Here is an 18,675-nt window from a genome sequence, read left to right as displayed (position 1 = left end):
AATACCATAGGGAGAAATAACATGGCATTATTGGCGACATAAAATACAATACACAACGCATGTTTCCTATAGTCAGGATCGCTTTTTGTCATGATAGCTTCGCTTCCTCCTGTTTTTTTCTTTAAAAAAATAAAACATCTGATGTTTAAATAAACATCATACCTTTATGTGGTAAATCAGTGTTTATGGATCAAACATCCAAATTATCCGACCGTGTCATCAGCGCCATACAGAAGGATATTTCCCAGGGAAAATATAAGCCCGGACAGAAAATACCGGCGGAACCTGAATTGATGGTACAGTATTCCGTGGGCCGCTCCACTATAAGAGAAGCCATTAAAACCCTGGCCATGTCAGGCATTTTACGCGTACAGCAGGGCGCCGGCACCTTCGTGAACGAAACCGTTAAAGCCGAATCGCTCGACCAGCGCCTGCGGCGGGCCGACTTCGAAGAAATTAACCAGGTGCGACGGATGCTGGACTACGAAATAGTGAAGCTGGCAGCCGAAAACCACACCAAAGAAGATATACAGCAGATGAAGCACCTGCTGGAGCAACGCAAAAAAGCCATCCTTGAACAACAATACCAGCAATGCCTCGATGCAGACATTGCCTTCCATATTGCCATCGCCAAAGCTTCCGGCAATAATGTCCTGGCCGATCTGTTCCGCAGCTTCAGCGTAGTGATACGCGACTTTTTCACCAAACGGGATACACAAAGTATCAGTCATTTTGCCATCAGTCACCATATGCATGAAGCCCTGTATAAAGCCATCAAGAGCGGGAATGCAAAGCTATCAAAACAGGTAATGGAAGATATACTGGACAACAACTATTAATTTTTGAAAGATGAATATTCTGATCTTTAGCCTGATCCTGCTGGTAAGCGCTTACATGGCAGGATTGCTGGGCTCATTAACCGGGTTGGGAGGCGGCGTGATCCTGATCCCTTTGCTCACGCTGATATTTCATGTTGACATCCGCTATGCCATCGGCGCTGCATTGCTGGCTTCTATTGCCAATTCCTCCGGGGCCGCTACGTCCTATATAAAAGAAGGTATTACTAATATACGGTTGGGCATGTTCCTGGAAATAGCCACCACCACGGGTGCCGTAACAGGCGCACTCATCGCCGTATTTATGCCAGTAAATGCCATCGCCATTCTGTTGGGCGTAGTACTCATCTTCTCCGCCGCCATGACGATCCGCAAAAAACATGAACACCTGGAGCAAACAGGTAGTAAGCTATCCTACCTTTTAAAACTCAACAGCAGCTACCCTACTGCCACCGGGGAAGTGAATTACAAACTGAAAAATGTGGGCGGTGGCTTTTCTATCATGCTGCTGGCAGGCGTGCTGTCGGGCCTGCTGGGTATCGGTTCCGGCGCATTAAAAGTACTCGCCATGGACGGCGCTATGCGTATACCCTTTAAAGTGAGTACCACCACCAGCAATTTTATGATTGGTGTTACTGCTGCTGCCAGCGCCGTGGTATACCTGCAGCGCGGCTACATTGAGCCAGGCATTGCCTTTCCGGTGGTATTGGGCGTATTAGGCGGCGCCTTCACCGGCGCGCGGTTACTCACCATGATGAACCCGCAAACATTGCGGATTATTTTTAGTGTAGCCATCACCTTTGTAGCCATAGAAATGATCTACAACGGATTTAATCACCAGTTCTAATTGACGGTATCATGAAACAGATAAAGAAATTATTGGTTGACCGCGACATTGAATTATTTATCGGACAGGTGCTGAGAACCGGCGTGATCACCGCCTGTTCTATCGCCTTAGTGGGCGGTATCCTTTATCTCGCCCAACAAGGCGCAGCCAGCGTTCCGGACTACGCGGCATTTAAAGGAGAGGGAGCAGAATATACTTCCTTTGGCGGTATCTTCCGCGGAGTAGCCAGCGGCAGTGCTACCGAAATTATACAGCTGGGCGTACTTGTAATGCTGGCTACACCCCTGTTACGTATTTTCTTCTCCGGAATTGCATTTGCAATGGAAAGAGACAAGCTCTATGTAATGATTACCACGCTGGTGCTGGGTATTATATTGTTCAGTATGTTCGGCGGACTAAAAGTATAAATGCTATTCTTCTCTCAATCGTTCATCCGTATACGTTATTTCGGTTTTACCATGAGGTACAGGTTTACCGCTTTCATCCACACTTACAAACACCATTTTATCTACGGTGAGAATAGTTTTCTGGGTGATCTTGTTCCTCACCTGGCAGGTAAGCGTAAGAGAGGTACGGCCAAAGTGAGTGGCCTTTATACCCAACTCCACAATATCGCCTTGTTTAGCAGAGTTGATAAAGTTGATTTCAGACATGTATTTTGTTACACAACGGTTGGTGCCCAGCTGAATAATAGAATAAATCGCCGCTTCTTCATCGATCCAGCGCAGCAGGCTGCCACCAAATAAAGTACCGTGAGCATTCAGATCCTCCGGCTTTACCCATTTCCGTGTGTAAAAGTTCATGACAACAAAATTTTGGGCAAAGCTATTTCTTTCTTACATACCATACATCATTTTTCAGGAAGATGTAATACCTACTTATCTTTTTCCGGTAATTCAGGCTGATGCAGCTTTACCGGCTTCTCTGAGCGCGACCTCATTTTCAGGTTCAGTACTTCTATAAATACGGAGAAGGCCATCGCGAAATAAATATACCCTTTGGGAATATGCTGATCAAAACTTTCGGCAATCAGCGATACACCGATCAGTAAAAGGAAAGACAACGCCAGCATTTTCACCGTTGGATGTTTGTTCACAAAATTACTGATCGATTCAGCCGCCAGCATCATCACCGCCACCGCTATTACTACCGCCGCAATCATAATTTCCACATGATCGGCCATCCCCACCGCGGTAATCACGGAATCCAGCGAAAACACAATATCCAGCAACAATATCTGTATAATCACCTGCCCAAATCCAAGCGCTTTTCCTTTGGTTTCGGCATGCTCGCCGCCCTCCAGCTTTTCATGTATTTCAGCAGTGCTTTTATAGATCAGGAAAAGTCCGCCGATCAGCAAAATAAGATCACGGCCGGAAATAGCCGTCTTTTCCAGCCATTCCACATTTTGCACCCCTATCCATTCGCCTATATTAAAAAGTGGCTTGGTAAGCGACATGATCCAGCTGATCGACAACAACAGCAAAACACGTACAAACATCGCCAGGCCCAGCCCTAAACGGCGCGCCTTTTTTTGTTTGTCGGCCGGCAGCTTCGCTGCCAGGATAGAAATAAATACAATATTGTCGATACCCAACACTATTTCCAGCACCGTCAGCGTTAAAAGACTGATCAATGCGTCGACGGTAAGCAGGTGTTCCATAATTGACAGTTATATAGGTGATTGCATGTGCAAACCCCAATATACTTTGTTTTTTACTAGCGGTGAAATCTGCAGGAATTTATAACCTCAATACGCATCAAAAAGAATCAGGACGCCTGTACCTGTTCCCGGTAAGCCGAAGGACTCACGTCATGATATTTCCGGAAAAATTTATTCAGGTGGCTCTGGTCGTTAAACCCCAGCTCATAGCTGATTTCCTTTAACGAAAAATTGCTGTAATGCAGCCTGTTTTCCAGCAGATGTAATTTATACCGGTTCACATACTCCCGCAAGGTACTCCCCGTTTGTTCTTTAAAGAAAGTACCCAGGTAGTATTTGGAGTAACCAAAAATATCTGCGAGCTGTTCTATCTGTATTTCTTCCGTTTGATGTATATGTTCGTGGATATAGTGCAGGATTTCGGTTACACGCGCGCCTCCCGCCGGCGCCGGCGATGGGAGTTCAGCGTCGCCCGCTTTTTTTATCATCGTAAACAATGCCTGCAACAGGAAAAAGATCGTTTCGTTATTTTCTTCTTTTGCATCCTGCCACTCTTCTGTTACAAGCTCTATCAATTGTTCCATGCGCTTTGTTTCCGGGATAAATGCCCTTTTCTCCCGGGCCTGCACCAGCAACCTGTCCAGCTCCTGGTTCCAGCTTTGCTGCAGCCGTATGCTACCGCTGCCATGAAGATATACATTGGTGAATTTGATAAAAGTAAAAGCAGTAGCAGCAGCAATTTCAAAATGATGCGCGTCGCAAGGCGCCAGCAGGAACAAACACGGGCCGTTGTACGGGTAATTCATTCCCGATATACAATGCGTGCCACTGCCGCGATGTATAAAAATAAGCTCGAAATGATTGTGATTATGCACCGGGTGCGTCCACGCTGTGGCCGTAAAGTGCGATATTTTCAGGTATTCATGTTGTATGTATCTCTTCATCCTTTGAAATATACCAATTAACCCCCTCGATGTACAAGTATAGTAAAATGCGGGGACCGACCTTTGTGTTATCAAAATCAAACTAAAATTACAAAACGGATATGGAACAGCATAATAATCGGAAAGTGGCGCTGATCGCAGGCGCACAGGGAGTAATAGGACGTAACTTATCAGACTGGCTGCTGGCGCAGGGCACCTGGGATATTATTGGTTTGTCGAGAAGAGGTGGCGACGACGGTCCACACATGAAACATATAGCGGTAGATTTAATGAGCCGGGAAGACAGCCAGGAAAAACTGGGTGTGCTGACTACGGTAACGCATATATTTTATGCCGCCTACCAGGACCGCGACAGCTGGGCCGCGCTGGTAGCGCCTAACATGACCATGCTCCGCAACGTGATAGAAGCAGTGGAACCGGTAGCCAAACAATTACAGCACATCAGCCTGATGCAGGGATATAAAGTTTATGGCGCTCACCTCGGTCCTTTTAAAACACCTGCCCGCGAATCCGATGCCGGCACCTTTATGCCGCCGGAATTCAATATCGAACAACAACATTTCCTGGAGAAAGCACAGGTAGGGAAGTCCTGGACCTGGTCGGCCATACGGCCTTCTGTAGTGGGTGGTTTTGCACTGGGTAACCCTATGAACCTGGCCATGGTGATTGCCGTGTATGCGGCTATCTCCAAAGAACTGGGACTGCCGCTCCGGTTTCCCGGTAAACCCAGCGCTTACAATAAGCTGATGGAAATGACGGACGCCGGCCTGCTGGCGAAGGCCACCGCATGGGCGGCAGAAAGCCCTGCCGGCGCCAATGAAGCTTTTAATATCAACAACGGTGACCTGTTCCGCTGGTCCGATCTCTGGCCACGAATTGCCCGTTATTTTGGCCTCGAAACAGCCGATCCCTTACCGATGCAACTCGATGTGGTGATGGCTGATAAAGAACCTCTCTGGAATGCCATGATGGAAAAGTATGGACTTAAATACAGCTATGCGGAAGTTTCTTCCTGGAAATTCGGCGACTTTGTATTTTCCTGGGACTACGATTTTTTTGCGGATGGCTCCAAAGCCCGCAGGGCAGGGTTTCACGAGTTTGTAGATACAGAAGCCATGTTTATGGAGATCTTCGATCATTTCAGGAAAATGAAAGTGATTCCCTGATTACAAAAGCCTGCGACAAGCCGGGCGCTTATTGCTGAAATAAAATATAAAATGTGGATCCTTGTCCAGGCTCACTTTCAAACCAGATACGGCCACCATGTGCTTCAATGATCTGCCGGCAGATATAAAGGCCAAGGCCAAAAGACGGCTCTCCGGATGTTCCTTTTCGCTTAATGGTAGTTTCAAATGGCTCAAATATTTTCGCGGCCATTTCACGGGGAATACCGATACCATTGTCGCGAACCGATATCATAACGGTGGTTGGTTTACCTGTCGCTACTGCGGATGTCCTTTTCACCTCGATCTCAATAGTGGCTCCCTCCGGGCTAAATTTGATAGCATTTCCCAACAGGTTATCTACTACCCGCGAAAGCTTTCGCCTGTCTGCGGATAAAAAAATGGCAGCAGCATCCGGGGTAATCAGCGTTTGTTTTTTTTCCGTGGCGCGATAAGCCAATAACTGCGCCGATTCCTGCGCCAAAGCAATCACGTCTACCTGTTCCTTCTGTAGTGGTTGATTGCCGATATCGAAATCTGTTTCCAGTAACTCCGTAATCAGCTGCAAACATCCTTTGCTGGCATTATCGATCAGGATCATCCATTCTTTGTCCCAATCCGATGGCGGGCTGTCCAGCATCATGCCCGTGAAAGCATTGATAGCGCCTATGGGATTCCTCAGGTCGTGAGCAACTACCCTTATAAGCCGGGCATAATTCTTATTACTGCCCTCAAGCGCGGCTGTTATAGTGGCCAGTTGTTTATACTGCCTTTCTAAAGTGGCATGAATGCGTTCATCTCTCTTTTTGTTCCGCCAAAGCAAATAGATGATCACGCCTGCCAGCGCACATGCAATGCCCACCAACAACAGCAAACGGTTGGCATATACTTTTTCTTCCCGGATAGCCTCCAGCTGCTGATCCTTCAGGGCATAGGTAATATAATCAATACCCGATTGGTTGTCTATTCCCTGTTTTTCCCGGTAAAGCGCAACTAACGCAGCGCTGTATTCATCCGCTTTTTGCTTGTCTTTTCTGGCGAGATAAAATTCATACAGCTTGTTATTGATATCCAATTCATAACCGCTGTAGTTCTTTTCTTTTGTAATACTTAATGCCTGCCGGTAGAAGCCCACCGCTTTGGCAGGGTCTGTGCCGGCATACAGATCCCCCAGTTCGATCAGCACATCGAGACTCATATAATACAGCTTTTCATGCAGGCATCCCGACAGCACACGCTCCAGCAGAACCATACCATTTGCCGTATCCTTCGTCTGAAAGGACCTGTTGGCCTGCAACTGGCCCATTGCCAGCAGAACGCGGGTATCATGGTATTTCCGGGCTATCGTAATGGCTTTGTTGATGTAGCGGTCCACTGAATCGGCGGCCAGCTGTTGCGGGTATTGGAGAATGAAATTATAAATGACCAACGACATAATGGAATCCTCTCTTAACCTGGCGCCCAGCTTCATGGCCCTGTTAAAATGATCCAATGCCTTTTCATTATTACCATTGGTACTATAAACCATGGCAATGTTCATCAGGGTTTGCACAAGATTGGAAGAATCGCTGATCGCAGTGTATTGGTTATAGGCATCGCCATAATAACGAAGGGCTAGTTCAAAGCTCCCTTTTATATCAAAATATATAGCCAGGTTGTTGGTGGCATCTGCTCTGCCTTTTGCATAGTCGATCCTGTAAGCTATTTCCCGGGCTTTGTTGGCATAGATCAATGTACTATCGGCGTCCTGCTCATAAGATATTAAGCTTAATTTGTTCAATACATCCACGTATTGAGCACTGTCGGTAACAGTCGGAAGCACTTTACGGAGGGATTGAACAAATTCTTCCTGGCTTTGGGCAGTACCGGACAATAGCAACAACATAACAAGGCCGGCAAATATTTTCAAGATATTCTGTTTCTAACAAATTAATATTTATAATGATTAACTCAAAAAAGAATATGTAACGTGGGTGCGGGGACTGTGCAGAAATTTATTCCGCTAAAAATAAAAAGAGAGAATGGAAAACGCCATTCTCTCTTTTTTTGTTGCCCAACCTGGATTCGAACCAAGACAAACAGAACCAAAATCTGTCGTACTACCATTATACTATTGGGCACTACCCTTGTTGTTTGGGATGGCAAAAGTATAACTTTTTTTATTTCTGCAAAAAAAACTTGCAATATTTTTAAAATATCCTTTAGAATCCTTTACAGTCAAGCATTACAAAACAATCCTATTTACCTTTTCCACTATCTGTAAGGGTTTGATCCATTCCATACAGGCGTGATCTCCTCTGAAACAGGGTTTGTTGCCAAATACAGAACAGGGCCTGCAGGAAAGATCATCCAGCTGTACCGCATTATGTGCCGCCTGGGCATATCCCATAAAGCCCGCAAAAGGGTGGGTGGCGCCCCAAACAGATACTACCGGTACCCCAAACAGCGAAGCCAGGTGCATATTGGCAGAATCCATGCTGATCATAGCGTCCAGCTGACTGATAATGGCCATTTCTTCTGCCAGGGAAAAACGCCCCGCCACCACAATTGCCTGCGGGTAGCGCTGCGACAGCCCCGTCAGCAGCTCCACCTCCTGTTTTCCTCCCCCCATCAGCAGCACCTGTTGTCCCGGCTCCTGTAACAATATCTCCAACACAGCGGTCATTTTCTCCAACGGGTACATCTTTTCGCGGTAAGTGGCAAATGGAGCCATTCCTATCCACTTTTTGCTCCCTTTGGCGCCTGTAACAGCAGTCACGGATGCAGGCAAAGGACGGGGCGGGAAAACGGGTTTATTGCCCATTTCACAACGCAGCCCCAGTTGCCTGAACACAATCGCATATCTTTCTATAGTGCTGGTAAGCGGTTGTAATACCTTATTCTCCCGCCGGGTGAGGGCTTTTTTTTCCGCACGGCCTTTATCAATCGCTGCCACCGGCGTTCCTGTAAAGCGGAAGAATGTCCGGATAATCTTTGATCTTAATACGTTATGCAGATCAGCCACCGCATGAATGGAATGCGCTTTTTCTATTTCGCGGAACAAACGGTAAAGGCCTTTTACGCCTTTATGGATACCCTTTACATCTGCCGGAAAAAAGGTTAACCGGGGAATGTTGGCGCATAATGCTCCCCAGTTCCGGTTGGTTACAAAAACAATCTCCACATCCGGGTTATCATCCAGTACCTGTTTCATAACGGGTATGGTCATGGCTACATCGCCCATGGCCGACAACCGGGTAACCAGTATCGTTTTAACAGTGCCCAATGATGGTGTTTATTTTTCGGTTTTGTATAAAACAGGATTGAGAGAAGGATCGTTGTACATCTTCATCTGTTTGTATACTTTCATAAACTTTCTGCCTGCTTCAATATCTGCCAGCAGGCCTTCTATGGCTGATCCCAGATCCTGTCGCTGCTCCAGCAGAATATCCAGTTTTTTCTGACAGGCAGCCCTGTGTTCAGGGGTGGCGTCCGCGCGGGTAGCTTCTTCCTGCATATGATAGATCTTCAGCGCCAGGATAGAGAGCCGGTCTATTGCCCAGGCGGGACTTTCAGTGTTAATGCTGGCATCTGCCGCAGTAACTACTTTGCTGTATTTGTCAAGAAAATAGCTGTCGATATACTCCACCACATCGGTGCGCTCCTGGTTGGAGCGGTCAATCCAGCGCTTAATACCCAATGCTTCCACCGGGTCAATTTTAGGATCACGGATAATATCTTCCAGGTGCCATTGCACCGTGTCTATCCAGTTTTTCAGGAAAAGCAGGTGTTCAATGCTGCTCTTTTCATAGGGATTGGAAATGGCCTGATGCACATCGTTGTGCTCGTGGTAGGCCGCGATACTCTGGTTAAATATCTTATTGCACAATTGTGTAAACATGGCGCGAAGGTACAAAAAACAGCTATTAGCTGTTAGCTATTAGCCGTTAGTAAAAGTCAAAGCCGCTCCATACACTTAATAAAAAAATCTCCTGCATTTCCCCTAAAAGCTAGCAGCTAATGGCTAATAGCTAAAAAGAAGCGCATGGTAGAAACCATACGCTTATTGTAAAAGATTGTCATGTGAATGTTCGAGAATGCAAATCGTGAAGGCTTTTAATGGTTATCTTGGGGTTGAGATGCCGTCAAGGTTATACCACCTTATTTCCTTTTTTACCCTAAAAATGATGCTGTAACACACCATAGTTGGCAATAATATTTTTGTAGTTGCTTATGTTATCTGAATATTTTTTATGAAGTACATATCAATCAATCACTCTAATGGCTATACGTTTGTTTGAGGGCAATAAATAATAAATAGTTTGCTGCAATTGTTAACAAAATCCAAGGTCACAAATTACAGGGCCAGATCACAGACGTTGAATTCATAAATGAGAGCGGTCTCTTACCACCAGTTTTATGGGATTTCCTTCGCTGACGTTGACAATTTTCTTTGTTTAATTATTCTCTATAGTAACGGGTTTTCTAATTAATCAGGGTTCATTCGGCGACTTCACGACTTCCGTGTGTCTTAGTGCAAATTAAATGTGCCCACTGCAGTTTACATCGCAGTGGGCACATTTTTTTATACAACGTTCGTGCTAAATATCGTTTTTATTTGTCCATTTTAGCATACCTACGCCTTTGGCTGACGCGCCATGGCGATATAATAGAGCGGAATACCCAATAAAATAATACCAAGCCCCGGCAAAGTGTAGTTGGTTTCGAATACCAGCAACAATGCAGCCAGCGATAATGCCACGATAATGTAAATCAGCGGCAACACAGGGTATCCAAAGGCTTTATAAGGTCTTTCTATTTCCGGACGCTTCTTTCTTAAAATGAAAATACCCAGGATCGTTAATACATAAAATATCAGTACCCCGAATATCACCAGCGCCAGCAGGTCATTGTAGCGGCCCGTTAAACAAAGCATGGAAGCCCACGCACATTGTATCCACAAACCATAGGCTGGTACGCTGTGTTTGTTGAGCACCCCCGCCCGTTTGAAGAACAACTTATCTTCTGCCATGGTATAGTAGATCCTCGCACCGGATAATATCAACCCGTTATTACAACCAAAGGTGGAGATCATGATCATGATGGCGATAATATAAGCACCGTATGAACCAAATATTTTGGCAGCAGCAGCCACGCCTACACGATCGTTGGCAGCAAAAGCTATTTCATTCAGCGGCAAAACCGCCAGGTACATCAGGTTGCAGCTTACATAAATAATGGTAACAATCAGTGTACCCAGGAAAAGGGAACGGCCGATATTCTTCGCCGGGTTCTTGATTTCGCCGGCAATGAAGGTCACATTGTTCCAGGCATCGCTGGAAAACAGCGACCCTTTCATGGAAACCGCTATGGCGCCGAATAACGCCAGCCCCGATAATGCTGCTGTGGTAATATCCCCGTTTTGTGAGGTAATTGCGGCAGCATCCCAGGCATGCTGCCAGTTAGCGTTCCAGATCTCCTGTTTCGCCCCTACCGTAAAGCCAAAAATAATCAGGCCGAATAACGATAACAACTTAGCCAGTGTAAATACTGTTTGTATCACCTTGCCATGATGAACACCACGGGTATTAATAAATGTTAGCAAGATGATAGATACAATCGCCACTATCTGTGCCGCGGAAATCTGGACAATACCCGCATCCAGCAGGATGTTTTTTTCGCTGAAACCCGGGATAAGATAGGCGGTAAACTTGGCAAAAGCCACTGCCACTGCGGCAATGGTACCGGTTTGAATAACGCCGAACTGCGTCCATCCAAATAAGAAAGCAATAAAAGGATTGTAAGCTTCCCGCAGATATACATACTGCCCGCCTGCTTTGGGATACATGCCGGATAACTCTCCGTAGCTCATAGCGGCAATTAATGTCACTACGCCTGCCAGTACCCACATGGCAGTGATCCAGCCGGCGCCGCCTACACTACGCGCTATTTCGGCTGTTACAATGAAAATACCGGATCCTATCATGGAACCGGCCACAATCATGGTGGAGTCTAACAGCCCCAGGGATGGCTTGAAAGATTTAGTTTGGTTGATTTCCATATGGTAGTTTATAAAAAATCCCGGCTCATTAAGGAACCGGGACTATAAGATAGAAAAAAAATCGATGGTTTTAGCGCTTATTTTGACGCTGCTGCACCATTCTCATTCATTCCTTTAATAACGTCCGGCGTTACATCGTATGCCGGATCTTTATAAAGAATGTTGCTCGCAGTACTGCGGTAAGAGAAGATGTAAGCAAAGCGCTTGTCAGCGTTGTAAGATTTCAGGAAATCATCCAGTCTTTTCTGTAGTTCTTCGTTAAACTTGGTTTCCTGTTCAGTGTAAGAAGCACGGAGGTTCTGCGCTTCCTGCTCCAGCTGCTGTTGTTTAGACATCAAACTCCGCTGCGCTGATTCGCCCTGTTCCTGTGTAAGGGTAGATGCTTTGCGCTGCAGATCTTCATACTCACTCTGTAAAGCGCGGGCCTTACCCTTCAGCTGATTGTCCATCTGCTGCTGTTTTTGCTCCAGTAACGCTCTTTTTTCCTTGAAATACTCGAAATGCGCTTCCAGTGAATCCAGATCTACATACGCTATTTTGAAGCTGCCTGCTGCTGGCGTACTGTTGCTTGCTCCGGAAGTGGCGGCTGGTGTATTGTTACCAGCTTGTTTTCCCTGGCAAGAAATCAATAATCCGGCTGCTAATGCCGCTAATAATCCTTTAGTCACTAATTGTTTACGAGTGCGCATGTTAATAGGTGGATTTGCTTCTTTAAGTACATTTTAAAAATGGAACGGCTAAAATAACGTTTTTACCGGATTTTCATATTCCGATTAGCTTTTTTAGCGAGGTTTTAACTAATATTATTGCCTCACCTTCTCTAAAAGGATTTCAGGCTCATTGGTTGTAATATAATCAATGCCCTCTTTCAGCAATCCGTCCATTATTTCCGGATCATTGATAGTCCACGCGTTGGTGGTGATCTGCTGTTGCTTTGCGGTAGCGATCAGCTGCGGATCCTTCTTAAACTCCTGCTGGTTGTAGTCCAATCCCCATATGCCATCCGCCCGTAATTCAGCAGGCGTTTTATCGCCGTTCAGATAAGCTACTTTGGCGGTCGGATCCAGTGCCTTTATCCGCTTACAGATATTATAGTCGAAGCTGATATAAAACATCCAGGCCTGTGCTTTTTTTGCATGCACCATTGCCACTGCCTGCGTAGCCAGCTGCTCTCCCTTTCCTTTGCCGGAGGGCTTCAATTCCAATACCAGCCTGGTTTTATGCTGCTCCATAATCACGGCAATATATTCTTCCAAGGTAGGTACCCGGTCCCCGTTTTTTAGCTGTACTGTTTGCAGATCAGCCAGGGTAGACTCTTCCACCTTCTTGCCGCCGATCTCCGGATCATGCGATATCACCAGCTGGTTATCGGACGATAACCAAACATCAAACTCCGATCCTTCACAACCCAGTCTGATGGCATCTTTCAAGGCAGTAATACTATTCTGGCTACCTTCATGATGTTTCCAGGCGCCACGATGCGCCACCACTTTGTTACGGATAAAATTGTCGGGCACCAGCAGAAAATCGGCGGTATCTTTCCCCGCCTGTATACGTACCGGGTAGGTAATATGGTCGGTACCATTAACAATCGCCTTCTTTTTCAACGTGAGTACCCCGCCACCGATGGTGAATAACCCCGATTTATCTTCCAGCAAACGGGCGTTTCCCACCTTTCCATTGCTGTCGTATATCCTTCCTATTACCGCATTCTTTTGTTTAACGGGAATCGTATAGCTATCCAGGTAAGGCGCTGCAGCTTCCTGTGCAGCAGCGTTTATTCCAAACAAACTCATTCCTGCCATCAGTAATATCTTTTTACAATTGTTCATGTTACCAACGTTTATCTCTAAAAATAACGTGCAATTTATCTATTTCCACCTCTTTCCGGGAAAAATCCAGGGTTAAATTAAAATAAAGCTTTAATAAACGGTACAAAAAAAGCTAACGTATAAGCGTATACGTTAGCTAAGCGTGTCATTATGATCACATTATTTTTAGGGAGATGAATAACGGTTATATAGTCTCCTGTTAATTATGCTGTATAGTCAATACCTCCATCCTGGCGGGATCCAGCGGATAACCGGTGGTTATGAGGGTATACACCTTGCCTGCCTGGGTAGGTAGTTTCATGCTTTTCAACACCAATTTGCTGGAGTCCACATAGGTGAAGTTGATGGTGTGAACCTGGTTACTATCTGCACGAAGTGGCGCAAAATATGTTTGTGCCGGGAAAGTCAGTCCTCTGAAAACACGGGCGGTGTCCCTCCATAAAATATCGAGAATATCAATTCCCAATGGAGTCCGGTTTGCTTTAAACCCTTCACTGAAATCAATTACCCGGAACTTTGCCTTATCCGGCCCCAGGGAAGTCATATCATCTTCCGTAACAATCAGCGACAACAACCTTTTGGTACTGTCGGCACCCAGGAAAGCGGAATAATAACGATTGTTACGCAGGAAAATTTCTCCGTTGTAGAGGATATTGGAAGGCTGGCTGGCACTGGTAATAATAAGGTTGTACTTCTGCGCACGGTAGGATTTATACCCCGTGCTGGTTTTATAGGTCACATTGCTGGCGAAGTTGATCGTATCCAGCTTTACGTTGAATACAGCGGCCGGATCAGGTACCGCATTTACAAACATGAAGTTGCCGTGGGTATCAGGCACCGCGCTGTCGCTGTTTTTCTTACAGGCGCCCAGCAATGCCAGCACAATGATAACAGGAATGATCAGATATTTCATGAAATCCGCTACGTTTTACGGACCCAAATGTAGTAAAATAAAGTAACTACCCGGGGTTCCCTATATACAAAAAAAACGCCCGTCGGTACGACGGGCGCTCTTCTTATCAATATCTGTGAAAACTATTCTTCTTCATCAAACTGGAACACTTCCTTGGAAGAGGCCAGGATGTCGTATTCTTCCTTAGAACCTACGATCATGTTTTCAAACTCACGTAAACCGGTACCGGCAGGGATCAGGTGACCTGTGATCACATTCTCCTTCAGACCCATCATATCATCGGTTTTACCGTTGATTGCAGCCTGTGACAGTACTTTAGTGGTTTCCTGGAACGATGCAGCAGAGATCCAGCTGCGGGTACCGAGAGACGCCTTGGTAATACCCTGCAGCAACGGACTTGAAGTAGCCGGTTGTGCATCGCGGAATTCTACCAGTTTCTTATCGGCACGACGCAACAGGGAGTTTTCTTCACGAACCTGGCGCAGGGTCACTATCTGACCGGCTTTCAGGTTAGCGGATTCACCAGCCTCTGTTACCACCTTCTTATCGAAGATCATATCGTTTTCTTCAAAGAAGTCAAACCTGTCTTCAGTATCACCTTCGAGGAAGCGGGTATCGCCCGGATCTTCGATGTTTACTTTACGCATCATCTGACGAACGATCACCTCAATGTGCTTGTCGTTGATCTTCACACCCTGTAAACGGTATACTTCCTGGATTTCATTTACCAGGTATTCCTGTACGGCAAACGGTCCTTTGATAGACAGGATATCCGCAGGCGTAGTAGAACCGTCGGAGAGGGAAGTACCGGCCTTCACGAAGTCACCGTCCTGTACCAGGATATGACGTGTTAATGGCACCAGGTATTTCTTGATCTGACCTTCACGGCTTTCGATGATGATTTCGCGGTTACCACGTTTGATGTTACCAAATGCAACTACACCATCAATTTCAGAAACGATAGCAGGGTTGCTTGGGTTACGGGCTTCAAAGAGCTCGGTTACACGTGGCAGACCACCCGTGATATCTCTCAGTTTACCGATAATACGTGGGATCTTCACAATTACCTGACCTGCTCTCACCTTATCTCCTTCGGAGATCACGATGTGGGAACCAACCGGTAAGTTGTATGATTTCACTTCTTTATTACCTTCTACGAAGATAGACGGGATCTTATTCTTGTCTTTTGTTTCAATTACCACTTTCTCACGGTGACCTGTTTGTTCGTCTGCTTCTTCACGGAAGGTGATACCTTCTATGATGCTATCGAAACGAATGCTACCGGGGATTTCAGACACGATAACCGCATTGAACGGATCCCAGGTACAGAGCATATCACCTTTGGTTACTTTCTGTCCGTCTTTCACCAACAAGGTAGAACCGTAAGGGATGTTGTTGGTTACCAGCAGACGATCATTTTTCACGTCCATGATACGCAACTCACCGGTACGACCGATAACGATCTGTACTTTATCACCTGTGTTGTTTTCATAGGTGGTAGTACGTAAGCCATCGAATTGTACGGTACCATCAAACTTAGCTGGCATACCGGATTCAACGGAAGTAGAACCGGCCACACCACCCACGTGGAAGGTACGCAGTGTCAACTGTGTACCAGGCTCACCGATTGACTGTGCAGCGATGATACCCACGGCATCACCTCTCTGTGCAGTATAACCGCTGGCCAGGTTTTTACCATAACATTTCACACACACACCACGACGGCTTTCGCAAGTCAGTACGGAGCGGATTTCTACGGTTTCAATGGCACTTTCTTCAATTCTGTGTGCAATTTCTTCAGTGATTTCAGCACCCGCTGCTACGATCAGTTCATCATCGTTATGAGGATCAAATACATCGTGCAGGGAAGTACGGCCAAGAATACGGTCATACAGTGTTTCAATCACTTCTTCATTATCTTTTAACGCAGAAGTTGCAATACCACGGAGTGTGCCGCAATCTTCCTCGTTAATTACCACATCCTGCGCAACGTCTACCAGACGACGGGTCAGGTAACCCGCATCCGCCGTTTTCAACGCCGTATCCGCAAGACCCTTACGGGCACCGTGCGTAGAGATGAAGTATTCCAATACGTTCAAACCATCTTTAAAGTTGGACAATACCGGGTTTTCGATGATCTCGGAACCGGTAGATCCACTCTTACGCGGCTTGGCCATCAGCCCCCTGATACCAGCCAGCTGCTTGATCTGTTGCTTGGAACCACGGGCACCGGAATCCAACATCATGTATACAGAGTTGAATCCTTGCTTGTCTGTTGCCAGCTCACGGATCAGGGTTTCTGTCACCTTCGTATCCACACGTGACCAGATATCAATGATCTGGTTGTAACGTTCGTTGTTGGTGATCAGACCCATGTTATAGTTATCCCAAACTTCATCCACTTCACTGGAAGCTCCGTCAATCATATCCTGCTTAACATCCGGGATGATCAGGTCATTAATGTTAAATGACAGACCACCGCGGAATGCCATGCGGAATCCTAATTGTTTGATGTCATCCAGGAACTTGGCTGTTTGCGGGATGTTGGTTGCTTTAATGATATCACCGATGATTTCACGCAGCGACTTCTTGGTCAGCAGGGCATTTACATAACCGGCTGCTTTAGGAACGAACTGGTTGAACAGTACGCGGCCTACAGTAGTCTCGATCAGTTTTCTTTCCAGCTCGCCATTTGCATTTCTTACATCAGCTTTAACACGGATGTGAGCATGCAGGTCGATACGATCTTCATTCAATGCAATGATTACTTCCTCAGCAGAGTAGAAAGCTTTACCTTCTCCCCTTACCACTACATCACCCATTGTTTTCTTACCCTTGGTAATGTAATACAAACCAAGCACCATGTCCTGTGAAGGCAGGGTGATAGGCGTACCATTCTGCGGGTTGAGGATGTTGTGGGAAGACAGCATCAGCAGTTGGGCTTCCAGGATTGCAGCGTTGCTCAAAGGCACGTGTACCGCCATCTGGTCACCATCGAAATCCGCGTTGAACGCAGAACACACGAGCGGGTGCAACTGTATCGCTTTACCTTCCACCAGTTTAGGCTGGAAAGCCTGTATAGACAAACGGTGAAGGGTCGGAGCACGGTTTAACATAACCGGGTGACCTTTCAGTACGTTTTCCAGGATATCCCAAACCACCGCTTCTTTACGATCTACCAGCTTCTTCGCTGATTTCACGGTTTTAACGATACCTCTTTCAATCAGCTTACGGATAATAAACGGTTTGAATAACTCAGCCGCCATATCCTTGGGCAAACCACACTCATGCAGTTTCAGTTCAGGTCCTACCACGATTACAGAACGTCCGGAATAATCCACACGTTTACCGAGGAGGTTCTGACGGAAACGACCTTGTTTACCTTTCAGTACGTCTGACAGTGATTTCAGTGCACGACCACCTTCCGCTTTTACCGCGTTGGATTTACGGGAGTTGTCGAACAGGGAATCCACCGCTTCCTGCAGCATACGTTTTTCGTTACGAAGGATCACCTCAGGCGCCTTAATTTCGATCAAACGTTTCAGGCGGTTATTACGGATAATTACCCTGCGGTAAAGGTCGTTCAGGTCGGAAGACGCGAAACGGCCACCATCCAATGGAACTAACGGACGCAGTTCCGGTGGTACCACAGGAATATATTGCATTACCATCCATTCAGGACGGTTTTCTACACGACCATTGGCTTCACGGAAAGCTTCCACCACGCTCAGACGTTTCAGCGCTTCCGCTTTACGTTGCTGGGAAGTTTCAGTAGCTGCCTGGTTACGCAGCTGATAGGAAAGGCTGTCCAGGTCAATACGGGCCAGCATCATTTCTACCGCTTCAGCACCCATCTTGGCAATAAACTTGTTAGGATCTTCATCCGGTAACAGCTGATTGTCTTTTGGTAAAGTATCCAGGATATCCAGGTATTCTTCTTCAGTGAGCAGGTCACCATAGTTCATACCTTTCTCCTGTTTCATACCCGCCTGGATTACTACGTATCTTTCATAGTAAACGATGGTTTCCAGTTTCTTGGAAGACATTCCAAGCAGGTAACCGATCTTGTTAGGCAGGGATTTGAAATACCATATATGTACAACGGGCACCACTAAACGAATGTGACCCATTCTTTCACGACGTACTTTCTTCTCCGTTACCTCAACACCACAACGATCACACACAATACCCTTATAACGGATACGTTTGTATTTTCCGCAATAGCATTCGTAATCCTTTACAGGCCCGAATATTCTTTCGCAGAATAAACCATCACGTTCCGGTTTGTAAGTACGGTAGTTGATGGTTTCAGGTTTCAGCACCTCACCGTATGAACGCTCCAGGATAACATCCGGAGAAGCCAGACTGATGGTAATACTGTTAAAATTTGATTTAGGACGATTTTCTTTCTTGATAGCCATCTGTTATTAGCTTTTA

15 protein-coding genes and 1 tRNA gene are annotated in these 18,675 nt (G+C 46.1%); 4 read left to right on the top strand and 12 right to left on the bottom strand.

From position 1 onward, the window contains the following. Positions 1–185: 185 nt before the first annotated feature. Genes KE626_RS05165 through KE626_RS05155 form a run of 3 tightly spaced genes read left to right on the top strand, consistent with a single transcriptional unit; the run spans position 186 to position 2,090 of the window. Positions 186–839: a FadR/GntR family transcriptional regulator gene (locus tag KE626_RS05165; protein WP_211971798.1), complete on the top strand. Its 654-nt coding sequence runs from the start codon at positions 186–188 to the stop codon at positions 837–839. A 10-nt stretch (positions 840–849) separates the two neighbouring features. Beyond that, positions 850–1,683, top strand: coding sequence for a sulfite exporter TauE/SafE family protein (locus KE626_RS05160; RefSeq protein ID WP_211971797.1), 834 nt, complete (start codon positions 850–852; stop codon positions 1,681–1,683). Between the two features lie 11 nt (positions 1,684–1,694). Further along, a complete protein-coding gene (locus KE626_RS05155) occupies positions 1,695–2,090 on the top strand; it encodes a DUF1634 domain-containing protein (RefSeq protein WP_211971796.1) in 396 nt (131 codons plus the stop codon). A gap of 3 nt (positions 2,091–2,093) precedes the next feature. Here KE626_RS05155 and KE626_RS05150 read toward each other — a convergent pair whose 3' ends face one another. The 3 genes from KE626_RS05150 to KE626_RS05140 all read right to left on the bottom strand — a co-directional run bounded on the left by KE626_RS05150 (position 2,094) and on the right by KE626_RS05140 (position 4,290). Beyond that, a complete protein-coding gene (locus KE626_RS05150) occupies positions 2,094–2,486 on the bottom strand; it encodes an acyl-CoA thioesterase (protein WP_211971795.1) in 393 nt (130 codons plus the stop codon). Positions 2,487–2,557: 71 nt separating this feature from the next. Continuing rightward, positions 2,558–3,346, bottom strand: coding sequence for a TerC family protein (locus KE626_RS05145; RefSeq protein WP_211971794.1), 789 nt, complete (start codon positions 3,344–3,346; stop codon positions 2,558–2,560). Positions 3,347–3,453: 107 nt separating this feature from the next. Beyond that, entirely contained in the window at positions 3,454–4,290 is an 837-nt protein-coding gene (locus KE626_RS05140) for a helix-turn-helix transcriptional regulator (RefSeq protein WP_211971793.1), read from the bottom strand. A 101-nt stretch (positions 4,291–4,391) separates the two neighbouring features. Between KE626_RS05140 and KE626_RS05135 the strand changes: the two genes are divergently transcribed. After that, positions 4,392–5,456, top strand: a complete 1,065-nt coding sequence (locus KE626_RS05135) for an SDR family oxidoreductase (RefSeq protein WP_211971792.1) — start codon at positions 4,392–4,394, stop codon at positions 5,454–5,456. Between the two features lie 28 nt (positions 5,457–5,484). On the opposite strand, the gene KE626_RS05130 is transcribed toward KE626_RS05135, so the two are convergent. The 9 genes from KE626_RS05130 to rpoC all read right to left on the bottom strand — a co-directional run bounded on the left by KE626_RS05130 (position 5,485) and on the right by rpoC (position 18,659). Then, the gene (locus tag KE626_RS05130; RefSeq protein ID WP_211971791.1) at positions 5,485–7,362 is read right to left on the bottom strand and encodes an ATP-binding protein; all 1,878 of its coding nucleotides are present in this window, start codon (positions 7,360–7,362) and stop codon (positions 5,485–5,487) included. A 140-nt stretch (positions 7,363–7,502) separates the two neighbouring features. Beyond that, a tRNA-Gln gene (locus KE626_RS05125) sits at positions 7,503–7,573 on the bottom strand. Between the two features lie 104 nt (positions 7,574–7,677). Beyond that, positions 7,678–8,718: a glycosyltransferase family 9 protein gene (locus tag KE626_RS05120; protein WP_211971790.1), complete on the bottom strand. Its 1,041-nt coding sequence runs from the start codon at positions 8,716–8,718 to the stop codon at positions 7,678–7,680. Positions 8,719–8,727: 9 nt separating this feature from the next. After that, complete coding sequence (locus KE626_RS05115; protein ID WP_211971789.1) at positions 8,728–9,333, bottom strand: DUF4254 domain-containing protein; 606 nt, start codon at positions 9,331–9,333, stop codon at positions 8,728–8,730. 735 nt (positions 9,334–10,068) lie between these two features. Further along, on the bottom strand, positions 10,069–11,493 hold the full coding sequence (locus tag KE626_RS05110) for an APC family permease (protein ID WP_211971788.1): 1,425 nt from the start codon (positions 11,491–11,493) through the stop codon (positions 10,069–10,071). A 77-nt stretch (positions 11,494–11,570) separates the two neighbouring features. Continuing rightward, positions 11,571–12,182, bottom strand: a complete 612-nt coding sequence (locus KE626_RS05105; protein ID WP_211971787.1) for an OmpH/Skp family outer membrane protein — start codon at positions 12,180–12,182, stop codon at positions 11,571–11,573. Positions 12,183–12,296: 114 nt separating this feature from the next. Then, positions 12,297–13,325, bottom strand: coding sequence for a glycerophosphodiester phosphodiesterase (locus KE626_RS05100; RefSeq protein ID WP_211971786.1), 1,029 nt, complete (start codon positions 13,323–13,325; stop codon positions 12,297–12,299). Positions 13,326–13,524: 199 nt separating this feature from the next. Further along, entirely contained in the window at positions 13,525–14,238 is a 714-nt protein-coding gene (locus KE626_RS05095; protein WP_211971785.1) for a DUF4397 domain-containing protein, read from the bottom strand. Between the two features lie 122 nt (positions 14,239–14,360). Then, on the bottom strand, positions 14,361–18,659 hold the full coding sequence (rpoC, locus tag KE626_RS05090) for a DNA-directed RNA polymerase subunit beta' (protein WP_211971784.1): 4,299 nt from the start codon (positions 18,657–18,659) through the stop codon (positions 14,361–14,363). Positions 18,660–18,675: the final 16 nt, after the last annotated feature.

This window comes from Chitinophaga hostae (genome assembly GCF_018224885.1).
GTDB classification, from domain to species: domain Bacteria; phylum Bacteroidota; class Bacteroidia; order Chitinophagales; family Chitinophagaceae; genus Chitinophaga; species Chitinophaga hostae.
Note: the sequence above shows the minus strand (reverse complement) of the source record. Positions and strands in the feature narration are given on the sequence as shown.

Coding starts and splice junctions, on each gene's coding strand:
- KE626_RS05165 (WP_211971798.1), top strand. CDS start 186: ATGGATCAAACATCCAAATTATCCGACCGTGTCATCAGCGCCATACAG.
- KE626_RS05095 (WP_211971785.1), bottom strand. CDS start 14,238: ATGAAATATCTGATCATTCCTGTTATCATTGTGCTGGCATTGCTGGGC.
- KE626_RS05110 (WP_211971788.1), bottom strand. CDS start 11,493: ATGGAAATCAACCAAACTAAATCTTTCAAGCCATCCCTGGGGCTGTTA.
- KE626_RS05145 (WP_211971794.1), bottom strand. CDS start 3,346: ATGGAACACCTGCTTACCGTCGACGCATTGATCAGTCTTTTAACGCTG.
- KE626_RS05100 (WP_211971786.1), bottom strand. CDS start 13,325: ATGAACAATTGTAAAAAGATATTACTGATGGCAGGAATGAGTTTGTTT.
- KE626_RS05140 (WP_211971793.1), bottom strand. CDS start 4,290: ATGAAGAGATACATACAACATGAATACCTGAAAATATCGCACTTTACG.
- KE626_RS05155 (WP_211971796.1), top strand. CDS start 1,695: ATGAAACAGATAAAGAAATTATTGGTTGACCGCGACATTGAATTATTT.
- KE626_RS05105 (WP_211971787.1), bottom strand. CDS start 12,182: ATGCGCACTCGTAAACAATTAGTGACTAAAGGATTATTAGCGGCATTA.
- KE626_RS05150 (WP_211971795.1), bottom strand. CDS start 2,486: ATGAACTTTTACACACGGAAATGGGTAAAGCCGGAGGATCTGAATGCT.
- rpoC (WP_211971784.1), bottom strand. CDS start 18,659: ATGGCTATCAAGAAAGAAAATCGTCCTAAATCAAATTTTAACAGTATT.
- KE626_RS05160 (WP_211971797.1), top strand. CDS start 850: ATGAATATTCTGATCTTTAGCCTGATCCTGCTGGTAAGCGCTTACATG.
- KE626_RS05115 (WP_211971789.1), bottom strand. CDS start 9,333: ATGTTTACACAATTGTGCAATAAGATATTTAACCAGAGTATCGCGGCC.
- KE626_RS05135 (WP_211971792.1), top strand. CDS start 4,392: ATGGAACAGCATAATAATCGGAAAGTGGCGCTGATCGCAGGCGCACAG.